Here is a 13794-nt window from a genome sequence, read left to right as displayed (position 1 = left end):
CTGTCCCCGGGCAGCCGCCCGGCACGGTCCACCGCTTCACCGATCCCGACACCCATGAACGTAGAGTGGTGCTCCATAAGCTGAAAGTGACCGACTTGTGATGCCGGGGACCGTGATGACCGACAGCAACGCCGAGCCGCCCATCGTGCACATCCTCGACCCGATGAGCGCGGCCTACGACGCCGCCTTCGCCACCTTCCTGGCCCACACCGACCAGAAGATCCGGGCCCGCGAAGAACTGGCCCGGGTCGTGGGACGGCTGCCCCACCGCCGTACGCTCATCGACGCCGGTGCGGGGACGGGCGAGACCACCGCGTGGCTGGCCCCCAGGTTCGACCGGACGATCGCCATCGAGCCGAACGAGCACCTGCGGGCCGAACTGGCCCGCCGGTGTCCCGAGGCCACGATCCTCGGTCAGGACATCGCCACCGCCGACCCGGAGGAGACCGCCGACCTGGTGTTGTGCGCGCACGTCCTGTACTACCTGCCGCAGCAGTCCTGGCTGCGGGAGCTCCAGAGGCTGGCCTCCTGGACGGCCGAGGGCGGCTTCGTCGTGGTCGTCATGCAGAACCCCGACAGCGACTGCATGCGCCTGATGCGCCGCTTCACCGGCCACCGCTACGACCTGGACGCCCTCGGACGCGCCTTCGCCGCCACCGCAGGCACCGAGTGGGAGATCGGCATCAGCACCGATCCGGCGTCCGTGACCATGCCCGACCTGGAGACCGCCCTGGCCGTCGCGCAGTTCATGCTGAACGTCGTCCCGCTGTCGCAGCCGCCCGCCATGGACGAGGTCGCCGCCTACCTCCAGGAACACTTCCGCACCCCGGACGGCTACCGCCTGAGCTGCGACCAGGACTTCCTGGAACTCCAGCGCAACGGCCCAGACTCCTGACAACAGGCAGCCCGCCCGGACCGCCCAGCGGCGGCCCGACGCGGCCCTGACGGGCCTCCGCGATCGGCCCTCACTCGCCCTGGGCGGGTGGCGGCGTGACGGCCATCGTGAAGGCGGTCTCGGTGAGGAGCGCCTGGTCGAGCACGATGTGCGGGCGCGTGCCCCGTTCGAGCTGCTGGAGGCCGAGCACCACCGCCAGCGCGAGCAGCGCCCGCCGTTCCGCCTCCTCCTCGTCGAAGCCCAGCCCCACCAGGAGCCCGGCGACGAAGTCGACCCGGCGGCGGGTGACCCGGGTGACGATGTCGGCGACGCCCTCGCGTTCGGCGTCGAGGTAGAGGCGGCTCTCGCCGCCGCGCCGCCCCGCGCGGGCCGCGACCGTGCCGAACAGGGCGCGCAGCCGGGCGCGCGGCTCGGCCTCGGCGGAGGCGGCCGCGATGATGTGCTCGGTCTCCTCGGCCTCCCAGCGCTCCATGACCGCCCGGACGAGCGCGCCGCGGTCGGCGTGGTGCCAGTAGAAGGAGCCCTTGGTGGTGCCGAGGTCGCGGGCGACGGCCTCGACCCGCACCGAGTCCAGCCCGATCTTGGTGAACCGCGCGTACGCCGCGTCCACCCACTGTTCCGCCGTGATCCGGCCCCCTTGCGCCATTCGCCATACGGTACCGTATAGTCCTCACCATACGGCACCGTATGGAGGCGTCATGAGAACACCCGTCTACTGGTCGTCCGCCCTGGACGACATGCCCGCGCCCGACTACGCCGACGTGGTCGTCGGCGTGCTGCCGCCGCGCGCGACCGACGACCCGCGGGCCTGGGCGAAGGCCGTCTTCTCGATCAGGTCGATGCCCCGCTGGATCGCCGCGGGCCTGTGGTTGCGTCAGGCGGTCGTGCCGCTGGTCGGCATCCCGCGCGCGCCGCGCGACGTCTTCCGGGTCGCCCGGATCGAGGGGGAGGAGGCGCTGATCGCGGCCGACGACCGGCACCTGGACTTCCGCTGCGGGGTGGGGGTCGATCGCGAGGCCCGGCTCGTGCGGGTCACGACCACCGTCCGGCTGAAGGGCCGGCGTGGCCGGCTCTACTTCTGGCCGGTACGGCTCGTGCACCCCATCGTCGTCCGGGCCATGCTCCGCTCCGCCCAGCGCCGCCTGGGTGCGCCTAGAGGGTGACGACGACCTTGCCCGTGGCGTGGCCCTGCTCGACGTGGGCGATGGCCTCGGGCACCTGGTCCAGCCGGTACGTCCGGCTGACGACCGGGACGACCTGGCCCGCCTCGACGAGCCCGCGCACGGCGGCCAGCGTGTCCCGGTCCGCGGCCGTGACGAAGTTGACCAGGCGCTGCCGGACGAACGGCTTGGTCACGAGCACGCGCAGGATGCGCCCGGCCGGCCCGAGCAGCGACCCGCCGCCGGAGCCCCCGTTGGGGACGTAGGCGCCGGTGGGGGTGAGGGCCCGCCGGTAGTCCGCGAGACGCCGGTCGCCGACGTTGTCGAGGATGACGTCGTACCGGCCGGTGTGGCGGGTGAAGTCCTGTCTGGTGTAGTCGATGACCTCGTCGGCCCCCAAGGACGCGACCAGCTCCGCCTTGCCGCCGCTGCACACGCCGGTCACCTCGGCGCCCAGCGCCTTGGCGATCTGCACCGCGAACGTCCCCACCCCGCCCGCCGCGCCGACGACCAGGACCTTCTGCCCCGGTTTGACCTCGCCTCTGGTGGCCAGGGCCTCGTAGGCGGTCAGCGCCGCCAGCGGCACGGCCGCCGCCTGCTCGTACGTCGAACCGGCCGGCTTCTCCAGCAGCACCTTGTCCTGGGGGACGGCGACGTACTCGGCGAAGGCGCCCCGGAAGTGGCCGAACACCTCGTCGCCGGGCTTCAGCCGGGTGACGTTGCGGCCCGTCGCCTCGACCTGACCGGCCAGGTCCATGCCGAGCCCGTCGAACGTGGGGCGGCGCAGCCCGGAGACGGCCCGCATCACGTACGGCAGACCGCGCACGAAGTGCCAGTCGCCCGGGTTGACGGCCGCGGCCCGCACCCGGACCAGCACGTCGTCGTCGCCGACCGGCGGCGGATCGACCTCGCGCAGTTCGACGACGGCCTCGGGCGGCCCGTAGGCGGCGTAACGGATGGCCTTCATGGCACGCTCCTACTCGACGGTTCTGAGGATCTGCTCGATCGACGCCGTGCGGGCGCGCAGCTCGGCCAGGTCGGCGGCCGAGCGCTGCTGGGCGTCAAGGGTGTTCTCGGCGAGCTGCTCGAACCGGTGCACGAGCCGGCGCAGGTCGTCCTTCTGCAGGGCCTCCAGCTTCGCCTTGCGGAAGTCGAAGAGGCCGACGATGACCAGGCAGATCAGGAAGCCGGTCACGAGCAGCACGCCGAGGATGAAGATCACCTCGGGCCAGGCGGTGGGCATCAGGGGCGCTCCTTGGGCTCCGGGTCGGGCGCGGTGAGGGTCTTGGCCGCCTCGGCCAGCGCCGCTGCGGTGAGGTGGACGTCGAAGTCGGTGACTTCGTAGTACTTCATGGCCTTGCCGTCCTCGGAGAGCTCCAGCGTGCCGACGATCAGGCCGGCCGCTTCCAGCCGCCGCAGGTGCATGTGGAGGAGCGGACGGCTGACGCCGATCTCGCGGGCCAGATGGCTCACATAGTCGCGGCCGGCGGCCAGGGTCGCGACGATGCGCACCCGCAGGGGGTTGCCCAGCGCCGCCAGCATCTCGACCAGCTCGTCACCGGTCGGCCCGGCATCGGTCATGATTTCCCGTCACGTGAAAGATTTTCCTTACACATGAGAGCGTACCTCGCCCAGGAGGTCTTTGGGCAGAAGATTTCAGACGGTCTGCGCGGAGTCGGGAGCCTTGTCCCGCTCGCCCGTGGGCCTGCGCCAGTACGTCAGGAAGCGCAGCACCCACTCCACCGGCCCGTACCGGTGTCCCTTGAGCCACCAGTGGCTGTAGAGCACCTGGACGGTGAAGATGGCCAGCGCGATCAGCACCTCAATGGCGGGGCTGACCCGGTCCACCAGGGCCAGGCCGTAACCGGTGAAGATCAGCGAACAGATCAGCGACTGACCCAGGTAGTTCGACAGGGCCATCCGTCCAGGGGCGGCCAGGGCCCGGCCCACCCGCGGCAGGTACGGCAGCACCCGCAGGAACGTGGCCGCGTACGCGGCGGCCAGCAGCGGCGCGGTAACCAGGTCGATCGCCTCGCCCAGGAACTTGTTCACCGTGCCGTTCCAGGCCGACTGCGTGTAGACGAAGGCGCCGGCCAGCCCGACCGTGAACCCGGTCCACTGCAGCCTGCGCAGCGCCACCTTGTGCGCCGACAGGTTCCGCAGCGCGCCCAGCTTGCCGACCGCCAGCCCGATCAGGCACGCGGCCAGCACCGCCGGCCCCTGGAACAGCACCCGCAGCAGGACGATCAGCGACAGCTTGCGCATGTGCTCGGAGATGATCTGCCAGAACACCCCGCCGAGGGCGGTGTCGGACCTGGCGGCCTCGGCGGTGCCCTCGGCGACCGTGCCGGAGGCGTCCAGGCCGACCATCGCCAGCAGGGCCAGCATCAGGAAGCCGAACGCGAGCACCAGGGTCAGCAGCCCGGCCAGCACGATCGCGGTCTTGGGGCCGATCCGGCGCAGCACCAGCAGCGCGATCCCGACGAACGCGTACGTGGTGAGGATGTCGCCGGGGAACAGCAGCACCGCGTGGGCCAGGCCGATCAGCAGCAGCCCGCCCAGGCGGCGCAGGAACATCGGCACGAACGCCCGCCCCTGCCGGACGGCCGAGTCGAGCTGGAGCGTGAAGCTGTAGCCGAACAGGAAGGAGAACAGCAGGTAGAACTTGTTCTCCATGAACAGCGTCACGAGCCAGCGCACGACCCAGTCGAGCGAGGAGTCGAAGCCGGGCTCCGCCATCCCGGCCATCCGGTAACCGGAGGCCAGGAAGGCGATGTTGACGACGAGGATCCCCAGCAGCGAGAAGCCGCGCAGGGCGTCCACAGAAGTGATCCTCGCGGCCGCGAGTCGTGCATCGGGCATGGCGGGAAGTGTCTCCTGTGTCCTCATCAGGCCTACATCATCCCGCAAAACCTTAGCGTTTCCTGTGAATTCAGTTATTTAGTGCGATGTGGATAAATCTCTCCACGATCACTGCTATTGAGATCAAGAACGCCGGAATGGCCAGGAACATCAGGCCTCTGCGCGCCCGTCGTGCCCGGTTCGGCCCGTTCAGCCCGATGACCTCGTAGCCGAACAGCGCCACCCACGTCACGACCAGCGCCCCGATGCCGACGGGCGTCCACGGCGAGGTGGGGTCGCCACGTCCCTTGTAGGGGTTGGGATCGGGGATCTCCGTGCCCTTCACGAACTTCTTCCAGGTGTAGAGCGCGGCGTCGTCGTTGGAGAAGACCTTCTTCAGGTCGGGCGAGGCGTCCAGCGCGGCCCGGAACCGCTGCCCCCAGTCCTCCGGGAAGCCCTCGTTGAGCTGCAGGTAGCTGACCTGCCCGCGGCTCACCATCAGGTACGAGTTGCGCGGCTGCTCCTTCAGCTTGGCCACCGCGTCGGCGATCTGCGTCGGGTCTTTGTACACCCGCGCCTGGACGCCGAAGTTGACCAGCTCGACGTCCCGCTCGCCCCACGGCAAGGTGGGCGTGACCTCCGGGCCCTCCTTGGGCACCAGGTAGAGCACCTTGGCGCTCGGCTTGTCGTGGTCGTAGACGTAGTGCAGGGCGGCGACCTCGCCGGTGGTGACCCGTTCGAACTTCTCGTTGCCGTACCGGGCCAGCAGGAACGCGAAGGCGAACAGCACCGCGAAGCAGGCCGCGAGCACGACCGAGATCTTCCTGGTCAGCTCGGGGTTGAAGCGCACGTTCCGCCTGCGCAGCGGCACGGTCTCCTCGCGCACGTCCGCGCTGTCGGCCGGCAGGTTGGGGAAGAACGCGTAGGCGGCCAGCAGGCAGGAGCCCGGCAACGCGAACATGTAGATGCGCAGCCCGATCTCGCCGCCGTAGCTCTGCAGCCCCAGCGCCAGCACCGGCACGCACAGCAGGATCAGCGCGGACCGGTCGAACACCCCGCGGCGCAGCCGCCGGAACAGTCCGGCCGCCGCCAGCGAGAGGATGACCCCGAGGATGCCGAGCCGCGCCTGCAACACCAGCGCGTGCGCCGGGTCGCTGCCCTCGACGCGGTCGGAGGTGGCGCTGCCGATGTTCTGCAGGATCTTGCCCAGGCCGCCGAAGATCGCGTCGATCTGGCCCGCCCAGAACCCGACCGTCATGTAGCTGATCCACGCCAGCGTCACGAGACCGAGGAAGAACGGCAGCGCCCAGGTCAGCGAGGTCCGCTTGAAGATCAGGAACGCGGTCACCACGCCGAGCATCATGAACGGCGTGATCTGGTGCGAGGCCACCGACGCGAAGAACAACGCCAGCAACATCAGCAGCATCAGCAGCTTGTCGGCCCGGTAGGTGCCGGTGTTCACGATCTCGCCGGGCGTCATCGCGTCGAGCTTGCCCAGCAGCTTGCGCAGCCCCTTGGGCGGGACCGGCTTGGTACGCGGCTCCACCCGTCCGAACCAGCGCAACAGGATCGCCACGAACGCCAGATACAGGGCGAAGGTGAACCCCTGGGGCGAGAAGTAGTCCTGTCCGATCCACTGCACCAGGATGAACAGCAGCGCCGCGAACCAGCGGGCCCGCGTCGTCGCCACCACCTGGCGCAGGATCAGGACGAACGGGAGCAGGTAGAGCAGGTTCGACAGGAGCGGCGTCCACTGCAGGATCGTCGTCATGTCGGTGATGCCGGCGGCCTTGGTGACGAACGCGAACAACGCGAAGAAGCCCGGCCAGCCCATGCGGGCGTCGATGCTGATCGCCGTCTCGCCCGTCCTGGAGATGAACTCCACGAAACCGGCGTGGATGTACGCCGTGGGGAAGCGCGGCTCGGTGGCCACCAGGGCGCCCGCGCCGTGCAGGGCGAACGTGATGGCGGCGATCTGGAACAGCAGCAGGAACTTGCGGTCGGTGCTCTGGGCGACCGTGACGAAGAACGACACGATCATGATCAGGAGGGCGACGAACGCGGTCGCCGGCAGCGCCGAGATCAGCCCCAGGCCGTTGATGTTCTCCGGGTCCACACCCCACAGCGGGCCCGGGGGCACGCGCAGGGCGAGGATGTACATGAGCAGGCCCTCAAGCACGAGGACGACGGGCAGCCACTTGGGCGCGCTGGCGACCAGCGCCCCGACCCGCCCGCCGGCGGTCCGGCCCGTCTGCCCCGCGGCCACGGGCGCGCCATCGTCGCCCAGCGGGCCGCCCACGACCTGCCCGTCACCGGAAGCCGCCGGAGCGCGCTCGACCACCGGAGCCCCGACCCCGGACGCCGCGACGGCACCGGCATCGGCCACCCGGGAAGCAGGCGCCCGGAAGGCAACGGTCCTGCCGTCACCATCACCCTCGCCGTCGACGACAGCACCGGCCTTCTGGGGCCCGCTGCCCTGCGGACCGGACGCACCGGACGTACCGGCGTCGGCCGCACGGGCGGCATCCGCACCGGACGCACCGGCACCGGTGGCACGGGCGGCGTCCGCGCCGGATGCGCCTGCGCTCCCCGCGTCGGCGACCCCGGTACGGCCGGCGCCCGCCTCCCCGTTCGGCGAGGCGCCACCCGCGTCGGAGGAGCCCCCGGAACGAGCAGGCCCCGTCGCAGGCGACCCGGCCGATCCCGCAGCACCCGATCCAGCCGAGTCGGACCCCTTCGGGGCACTTCCCGCACCTCGGGGTGTCGCGGAGCTCTTCGAGGAGCTGTCGCCGCTGTCAGCAGTCTTGGGGGAGCCGCCCTTGGCAGCCCCGGCGGCGGGAGCCTGGGAAGACTCCGCCGCAGGCATCGGCATGGTCCCGGCGGTCGGTGAGCTCTTCGCGTCCGAAGCCGCGGGCCGCTCAGTGCCGGACGGCTCGGCCGGGGCGTGGGGTGCCCTGGCGGTGAACGCGTTGGGCCCCGCCGTCCTGGGCTGGGCCGCGCCGTCACGCTCCGCGAACGCCTGCGAAGGCCCGGAAGCGGGCTCGTCAGTCGTGGGAGGGTGGCCGATGTGCACGGCTCCGGGGACGCGGAAGGCCGTCGTCGTCTCGGCGTTCACCTCCGCAGGGGAGCCGGACGCCCCCGGCGCCTCCTCGTCCGACGCCGGCGGGGACGCCGGAGCGCCCCCTTGACCGTCGTCGAACGTCAGCCGCGGGATCACCCCCGTGGCCTCCGGATCGAAGGGCGTCTCTGTCTCCTCCCCGGCGTCCTTGCGAACGTCGGAGGAGCCGGTCTTCCCCTTAGTCATGCCATCGCCGTCCCGTTGCCTCACGTTGACCATCATGCGGCCCCGGACGACCCCTGAGTGACAGTCGGCTGCCCAGTTTCACCAAAATTGAGTATTTTGCGTAGATTTCCGAAGATCAGAAGTGCCACCAGCAGCTCGCTGAAGAGCAGTCCGTAACCCACGGCGTTCACCCCGAAGTGCGGGAAAAGGGCCACCGTGGACACCAGCACCAGCACCGCCAGCCCGATCTGCACCAGCGCCAGCGTGCGCGCGTGGCTCTGCGCCCGCAACGCGCTCAGGTACACCTCGATCAGCACCCGCGGCAGCACGGCCAGCGCCATCAGCCGCAGCAGCGTGGAGCCCTCGTCGGCGAACTCGGCGCCGAAGACGGTCAGGATCAGCGGCGCCCCGATGATCGCCACCGCGATGATCGGAGTCACGATCATGAAGCCGCGCCGCAGCGCCCGCCGGCAGTTCAGGGCCAGTTTGGAACGGTCGAACGACCCCTCGACCGTCAGCGACACCGCCATGTTCATGGCCAGCAGCTCGATCATGCTGGCCAGCGTGTGGGCCATCGAGAAGCGCCCGAACGTGGCCTCGCCCACCTTGGTCGCCACCACCACGGGCACCAGGTAGACGATCGCCAGGATCGACAGGGTGCCGGGGAAGTCACCGGCCAGGAACCGGCCGATCTGCCGCAGGCCGGGCGGCTCGTGGGCGGCGCCGAGGCTCTTGACGTGCCGGGGCACGACGACGCCGAAGATCAGCCAGTTGACCGGGATCAGCGCGAGGGCGGTGGGGATCATCCACGAGACGAAGATGCCGCCGTCGGGCAGCGCGCCGGCCAGCGCGACCAGCAGGCCCATCTTGACCAGGCCGAACACCAGGTTGTTGACCGGCACCCAGGTGGCCTTGCGCAACCCGGTGAGCACGACGTCCTGGAGCGTGAAGACGGCCCACACCAGCACCGAGGCCAGGAAGAACAGCCCCGGCCCGAACCCGGCCAGCACCGAGTACGTCTTCCCCCACAGCGGCAGCGTCAGCAGGAAGCCGAGCGCCGCGACCCCGCCCGTGGCGGCGGCCAGGCCGTAGCCGCGCAGGATGAGCTCGGGCGTGCGCCGCCCGGCCACCGGCAGGAAGCGGGCCAGCGCCCCCACGAAGCCGAGCGCGGTCAGCGACGCGAACAGCCGCATCGCGGTGATCACCGCCTGGCCGCGACCGAACTCCTCGGGGGTGTAGAAGTGTGCCGCGAGCAGCCAGTAGCCCATGCCGAGGGTGCCCGTGACGACCGTGTTGGCCATCAGGGCGTAACCCTGGCGGAAGAGCGGATTGCTGAGGTCGCGGAGGATCTTTTCCCGCAGGCTAGACATTTCCGCGCACCCGCTGCAGCCCGTACCTCGTCCGCCGGACGACCGCGTACCCCTTGGTGAGGATGCGTTCGCGCAGGTAGATGAGAGGTACGGCGTTGCCTTCGACGGCGCGCCTGAACATGCTGATGGTCGTCGGCTTGCCGACCGTCAGCCGGGGGATGGCGAGCATGTCGTGGCGGTCGGCCGCGATGGTGTTGCTCACGGCGCAGGCGGCGAAGTAGCCGGCCTTGCGCACCTCGTGGCGGACCCGGGCGCTGGAGTAGCCATAGGGGTAGGCCATGGTGGCGACCGGCGCGCCGATCTTCTCCTCCAGCAGGCCCTTGTTCCTGCGCAGCTCCTGCCGCAGGTCGTCGGTGCGGAGCTGGTCGAGCTGCGGGTGGCTGTGGCTGTGGCCGCCGATCTCGATGCCGTTCTGGGCGGCCTCGCGGGCCTGGCCCCACGACAGCATGTCGTCGAGCGGACGGCCCGCGGCGTCCTTGCCGGCGTCGGCCACCCAGCCGCTGGTCAGGAAGACCGTGGCCGGGAAGTTGTAGCGGTCGAGCAGGGGCAGGGCCTGGCTGTGGAAGTCGGCGTAGCCGTCGTCGAAGGTCAGGACGATCGGCTTCGCCGGCACCGTACGGCCGTCGATCTTGTTCAGTGCGGCCACCAGGTCGCCCAGCGTGAGCGGGGTGAACCCGCTCTCCGACAGGTAGGCGAGCTGCTCGGCCAGGTCGGACGGCCGCACGGCGTGCGGCCGCGTCTCGTCGTTGGGGCTGTCGCTGACCGAGTGGTACATCAGGATCGGAATGCGGATCATGAGCGTGCCACCTTCAGCCTTGCCGTGCCGACCACGTAACCCCAGGTCGTCCAGGCCAGGCCGACGACGATCGCGGCGGCCCTGCCGAGCCCGGACGGATCGCCGCGCAGGGCGTCGCCCACGCCGCGCAGCGCGCCGAGCGGCAGCGTCTTCATCGCGTGGGCGCGCTCGCTGGCCAGGCCGTCCTGGGTGCCGACCTCCCGCGTGACCAGGGCCTTCGACAGGCCCTCCGCGTAGCACCTGGACCTGAAGTAGGCGAAGCCCTCGCGCTGCCTGGACACCTTGTGCCCGATGACCGCGCGGGGCTCGAACAGCATGACCGAGCCCGGCTTGCGCTGGCTCAGCCTGATGCAGAACTCGGTCTCCTCGCAGCCCAGCGGGCGCGACTTGCGGCCCTGCACGCTGCGGCCGATGCCGCTGTGGAAGCCGCCGACCTCGGCGACGACCTCGCGCAGGAAGGCGGCGTTGCCGCCCATGACGTTGCGGATCGGCGCGCGTACCGCGGGCATGCCGCGGTACGTGCACCCGACCGTCCAGTCGAACTCGTACGGGAACCAGCGGGGCCGGCGCTTCGACGCCCACAAGGGGTCGGTACGCCCGCCCACGCCCACCACACCGGATTCCTGGAAGCCCTCCTCCAAAGCCTCCAGCCACCCCGCGTCGGCGACCGCGTCGTCGTCGAGAAACGCGACGATCTCACCTGTGGCCGTGGCCACGCCGGTGTTCTTGCCGCCGGACAGCCCCTGCTCGTGCGTGTTCTCCACCACGATGGCCTGTGGATAGGCGCGCTTGAGCTTCAGGTGCAGGTCCGGATTGTGGTCGACCACCAGGATCAGCTCGTGTGCCGGGCGGCTCTGGTTCTCGACCGACTCGACTGCCTGCCTGATGTCCTCCCAGCGCTCTTCTGTGTAGACGCAGATGACAACAGACGTGTTCACAACGGTTCCTCTTACGCGACGCCTCGGTCAGCGGCGGGAGTGGCGGTGGGCTCAGGCTGAGGTGCGGAGGGCTGGCGGCGCCACTCCTTCAGGATCGTCTTGAGCACACGGAAGCCATCTCGTACGGCACGCAGGTTGCTCTCGCCGTGAATGCGGTTGCGCTCGTGGCTGGGCACCTCGTGCACCTTCAGCCCGGCCTTGGCCGCCCGCACGTTCATCAGGGTCTCGACCTCGAAGCCGTCGCAGTCGAGGTCGAGCACGTCGAGGTGACGCGCCCAGAACGCGTTGTAGCCATAGCACAGGTCGGTGTAGCTGGTCTTGTACATCACGTTGACGATGCCGGTGAGGACCTTGTTGCCCAGGCGCCGGTTGAGCGTCAGGTCGTCGCTGCCGCCGCCGGCGGCGTAGCGCGAGCCCTTGACGAAGTCGGCTCCGGTCACGAGGGCGCCCACGAACGAGATGATCTCGCGGCCGTCCGTCGAGCCGTCGGCGTCGATCATGACGATGATGTCGCTCGTGCACGCGGCGAAGCCGGCGGACAGGGCGTCGCCCTTGCCCTTGCCGGTCTGCGTGACGATCTTCACGTTGGGCCGCAGGCGCTTGGCGACCTCGACCGTGTCGTCGACGGAGTTGCCGTCGACGAGCACGATCTCGTCGACCCACTGGGGGATCGTCGCGAAGACGTGCGGCAGGTTCTCGGCCTCGTTCATCGCCGGGACGACCACGCTCACCGTAGGGGAAATGGCCAGGTGAGGGGTGACGGGCGTGAAGCTCGAAGGGGGCGGCATGGAACGCAAGGGCGACTTCTGGACCTTGCCGTTGTGCTTGGTGATCTCGGGACTCATGGCGAGGGATATCCTTCCGGGACCCGGCCCTGCTCACCGCATGGAGTCATCCCCGGGTGCTGCGGGAATGGCGGAGCCGACGAGCGGTGCATTGTTGGGTCCTGTGGAGTGAGGGTGTGTGCTGGTGCCGGGGGGTGGTGCCGGGAGCGTTCAGCCGGCTCCCGTTGGTTCCTTGACTACATTGGGTGACTCCTGCTGCTGCTGCATAGAGGTGCGCACCCGACCAAAGCCCTTGAGGACGCGGTCGGCCGCCTTATAAAGAGACGGTCGATCCAACACGATTGTTCGAGCTTTGTTGAAAGGAGTTCGGCCCATCCAGTGGACGGCCGCTGTCGCGGACGGTCGTGAGATGCGGCCCTCGGCAACGTACAGGACCCCGCTCTTGAGCCAGTCTTTGTACTCCTTGCCGCCCTTGCCCATGTCAACCATGTGCATCCCGTCGTTCGCGGCGGCCTCGGCCATCTGCAGATGGTGAACGATGCCGGGCGAGTAACGGGCGTACTCGGTGTCGTAGGCGGGGAACCACCCTACAAGCGTCGTGGCCGTACGGAGACCGAAATGCCCGGCGACAGGCACGTCCCCGGCATAAAGCATGGTGAGGATGCCGGAGAAGTCCGATGACTTCTCGGCATGCATCATGTCGATGAGTTCGACGATCCAGGGCTGGGCGAACCGGTCGACCCGGCCGGTGCGCCGGTACTGGTCGGACTTCCAGGCCAGCAGCGTGCGCAGGACCTCGGGGTCGGTGGCGTTCCACTCGAAGCGCAGCCCGCCCTGCTCGCGGCCGAACTTGCGCTCCTTGTAGCGGACGGTCTTGAGGTTCTTGGGGGAGTTGGCCTTGACCTGCTCCAGCCAGGAGTCGAAGCCGGAGGTGAAATCCATCACGGGGGCCGGGCGCACGTCGGCCTCGTACGGGGCGAACGTCGGCTGGCCGGCGACCAGGTGGTCGAAGTCGAACACGCTGAGCTTGCAGGCGCGCAGCAGCTGCTTGGCGTCGAGGTGCAGGTCGGGGACGGCGATCAGGCCGTGGCAGGTGGTGAGGAAGCCGCCGAGCGGCTTGCCGATGCCGAAGCTGTGCCGCTCGTACGGGAAGAACCCGGCGATGCGGTTGCCGTCGGAGATGACCGCCACCCTCACGTAGTCACGCAAGCGGTCCATCGCCACGGCGAACTCGACGGAGAGGAACGGGTTGTCCAGACTCGGATCGGCCTTCTGGAGCTCGCGCCATCGGGCGCGTTCGGAGTCGCCGAGGTCTCTCGGGCGCACTACCTGGATGTTCACCTTGCCCTGGCCCCCTGTTCGGTCTGCATGTTCTTCCCCCGGTACAACACGCGAAGCACGTACATGAACCCTCCGAGCACGGCGACCGTCGCCACGCCGGCTCTGGGCGACCATGCGTCGAACAGCAGCATGGCTTCGGCGAGGAGCACGTTCAGGACGAGGCTGGCCGCGGCTCCTACTGATAGTGCGGCAAGGGGGTCACGATCGCGCAACAGTCCCACCACCGCCGCCCCCGGCACCACCATGAGGAACAGGGAGATCAAGAACGGGCGCAGCGGGGTGTCGAGGTCGAACAGCGCGACCACGGCCCCCGCTATGCAGGCGAGCGCCAGCAGCCATGCCAGCGCTCTGCGGTGCTTGAGCATCTCCTGTTTCTCTCCTGCTC

Annotated in this window: 14 protein-coding genes; 2 read left to right on the top strand and 12 right to left on the bottom strand. The window is 69.7% G+C overall.

Translation table 11 applies throughout. The features are described 5' to 3' along the window. Positions 1-115 precede the first annotated feature (115 nt). On the top strand, positions 116-895 hold the full coding sequence (locus AB0J46_RS11880) for a class I SAM-dependent methyltransferase (RefSeq protein ID WP_364329873.1): 780 nt from the start codon (positions 116-118) through the stop codon (positions 893-895). A gap of 70 nt (positions 896-965) precedes the next feature. On the opposite strand, the gene AB0J46_RS11875 is transcribed toward AB0J46_RS11880, so the two are convergent. Further along, complete coding sequence (locus AB0J46_RS11875) at positions 966-1541, bottom strand: TetR/AcrR family transcriptional regulator (RefSeq protein ID WP_364329870.1); 576 nt, start codon at positions 1539-1541, stop codon at positions 966-968. Positions 1542-1593: 52 nt separating this feature from the next. Here AB0J46_RS11875 and AB0J46_RS11870 point away from each other — a divergent pair, with 52 nt between their 5' ends. After that, positions 1594-2058: a DUF2867 domain-containing protein gene (locus AB0J46_RS11870; RefSeq protein WP_364329867.1), complete on the top strand. Its 465-nt coding sequence runs from the start codon at positions 1594-1596 to the stop codon at positions 2056-2058. Here AB0J46_RS11870 and AB0J46_RS11865 read toward each other — a convergent pair. The 11 genes from AB0J46_RS11865 to AB0J46_RS11815 form a co-directional block, all read right to left on the bottom strand. Beyond that, on the bottom strand, positions 2048-3022 hold the full coding sequence (locus AB0J46_RS11865; protein WP_364329864.1) for an NAD(P)-dependent alcohol dehydrogenase: 975 nt from the start codon (positions 3020-3022) through the stop codon (positions 2048-2050). The genes AB0J46_RS11870 and AB0J46_RS11865 overlap by 11 nt on opposite strands. A 9-nt stretch (positions 3023-3031) precedes the next feature. Next, positions 3032-3298 (bottom strand): hypothetical protein, encoded by a 267-nt coding sequence (locus AB0J46_RS11860; RefSeq protein WP_352326042.1) that lies wholly within the window; start codon positions 3296-3298, stop codon positions 3032-3034. Next, positions 3298-3636, bottom strand: a complete 339-nt coding sequence (locus AB0J46_RS11855) for a winged helix-turn-helix domain-containing protein (protein WP_352351957.1) — start codon at positions 3634-3636, stop codon at positions 3298-3300. The genes AB0J46_RS11860 and AB0J46_RS11855 overlap by 1 nt, the downstream gene beginning before the upstream one ends. A 75-nt stretch (positions 3637-3711) precedes the next feature. Next, positions 3712-4917 carry a DUF418 domain-containing protein gene (locus tag AB0J46_RS11850; protein WP_364329860.1) on the bottom strand — a complete coding sequence of 402 codons (1206 nt, stop codon included), beginning with the start codon at positions 4915-4917 and terminating at the stop codon, positions 3712-3714. 70 nt (positions 4918-4987) lie between these two features. After that, a complete protein-coding gene (locus AB0J46_RS11845) occupies positions 4988-7282 on the bottom strand; it encodes a hypothetical protein (protein ID WP_364329857.1) in 2295 nt (764 codons plus the stop codon). Positions 7283-8232: 950 nt separating this feature from the next. Then, positions 8233-9549, bottom strand: a complete 1317-nt coding sequence (locus AB0J46_RS11840; protein ID WP_364329854.1) for a hypothetical protein — start codon at positions 9547-9549, stop codon at positions 8233-8235. After that, positions 9542-10345: a polysaccharide deacetylase family protein gene (locus tag AB0J46_RS11835; RefSeq protein WP_364329851.1), complete on the bottom strand. Its 804-nt coding sequence runs from the start codon at positions 10343-10345 to the stop codon at positions 9542-9544. The genes AB0J46_RS11840 and AB0J46_RS11835 overlap by 8 nt, the downstream gene beginning before the upstream one ends. Further along, positions 10342-11283 (bottom strand): glycosyltransferase family 2 protein, encoded by a 942-nt coding sequence (locus AB0J46_RS11830; RefSeq protein WP_358288006.1) that lies wholly within the window; start codon positions 11281-11283, stop codon positions 10342-10344. Before AB0J46_RS11830 ends, AB0J46_RS11835 begins: the two co-directional genes overlap by 4 nt. 11 nt (positions 11284-11294) lie before the next feature. Continuing rightward, positions 11295-12128, bottom strand: coding sequence for a glycosyltransferase family 2 protein (locus AB0J46_RS11825; RefSeq protein WP_357978338.1), 834 nt, complete (start codon positions 12126-12128; stop codon positions 11295-11297). Positions 12129-12278: 150 nt separating this feature from the next. Continuing rightward, the gene (locus AB0J46_RS11820; RefSeq protein ID WP_358288003.1) at positions 12279-13394 is read right to left on the bottom strand and encodes a GNAT family N-acetyltransferase; all 1116 of its coding nucleotides are present in this window, start codon (positions 13392-13394) and stop codon (positions 12279-12281) included. Between the two features lie 11 nt (positions 13395-13405). Continuing rightward, complete coding sequence (locus AB0J46_RS11815; RefSeq protein WP_357998873.1) at positions 13406-13774, bottom strand: hypothetical protein; 369 nt, start codon at positions 13772-13774, stop codon at positions 13406-13408. Positions 13775-13794: the final 20 nt, after the last annotated feature.

Source organism: Nonomuraea sp. NPDC049758, from assembly GCF_040674635.1.
Taxonomy (GTDB): Bacteria; Actinomycetota; Actinomycetes; order Streptosporangiales; family Streptosporangiaceae; genus Nonomuraea.
This window is presented reverse-complemented; position numbering and strand designations above follow the sequence as displayed.

Bases quoted from the DNA above. Each gene is read 5' to 3' on its own strand.
- AB0J46_RS11880 (WP_364329873.1), top strand. From the start codon at position 116: ATGACCGACAGCAACGCCGAGCCGCCCATCGTGCACATCCTCGACCCG.
- AB0J46_RS11875 (WP_364329870.1), bottom strand. From the start codon at position 1,541: ATGGCGCAAGGGGGCCGGATCACGGCGGAACAGTGGGTGGACGCGGCG.
- AB0J46_RS11870 (WP_364329867.1), top strand. From the start codon at position 1,594: ATGAGAACACCCGTCTACTGGTCGTCCGCCCTGGACGACATGCCCGCG.
- AB0J46_RS11865 (WP_364329864.1), bottom strand. From the start codon at position 3,022: ATGAAGGCCATCCGTTACGCCGCCTACGGGCCGCCCGAGGCCGTCGTC.
- AB0J46_RS11860 (WP_352326042.1), bottom strand. From the start codon at position 3,298: ATGCCCACCGCCTGGCCCGAGGTGATCTTCATCCTCGGCGTGCTGCTC.
- AB0J46_RS11855 (WP_352351957.1), bottom strand. From the start codon at position 3,636: ATGACCGATGCCGGGCCGACCGGTGACGAGCTGGTCGAGATGCTGGCG.
- AB0J46_RS11850 (WP_364329860.1), bottom strand. From the start codon at position 4,917: ATGCCCGATGCACGACTCGCGGCCGCGAGGATCACTTCTGTGGACGCC.
- AB0J46_RS11840 (WP_364329854.1), bottom strand. From the start codon at position 9,549: ATGTCTAGCCTGCGGGAAAAGATCCTCCGCGACCTCAGCAATCCGCTC.
- AB0J46_RS11835 (WP_364329851.1), bottom strand. From the start codon at position 10,345: ATGATCCGCATTCCGATCCTGATGTACCACTCGGTCAGCGACAGCCCC.
- AB0J46_RS11825 (WP_357978338.1), bottom strand. From the start codon at position 12,128: ATGAGTCCCGAGATCACCAAGCACAACGGCAAGGTCCAGAAGTCGCCC.
- AB0J46_RS11815 (WP_357998873.1), bottom strand. From the start codon at position 13,774: ATGCTCAAGCACCGCAGAGCGCTGGCATGGCTGCTGGCGCTCGCCTGC.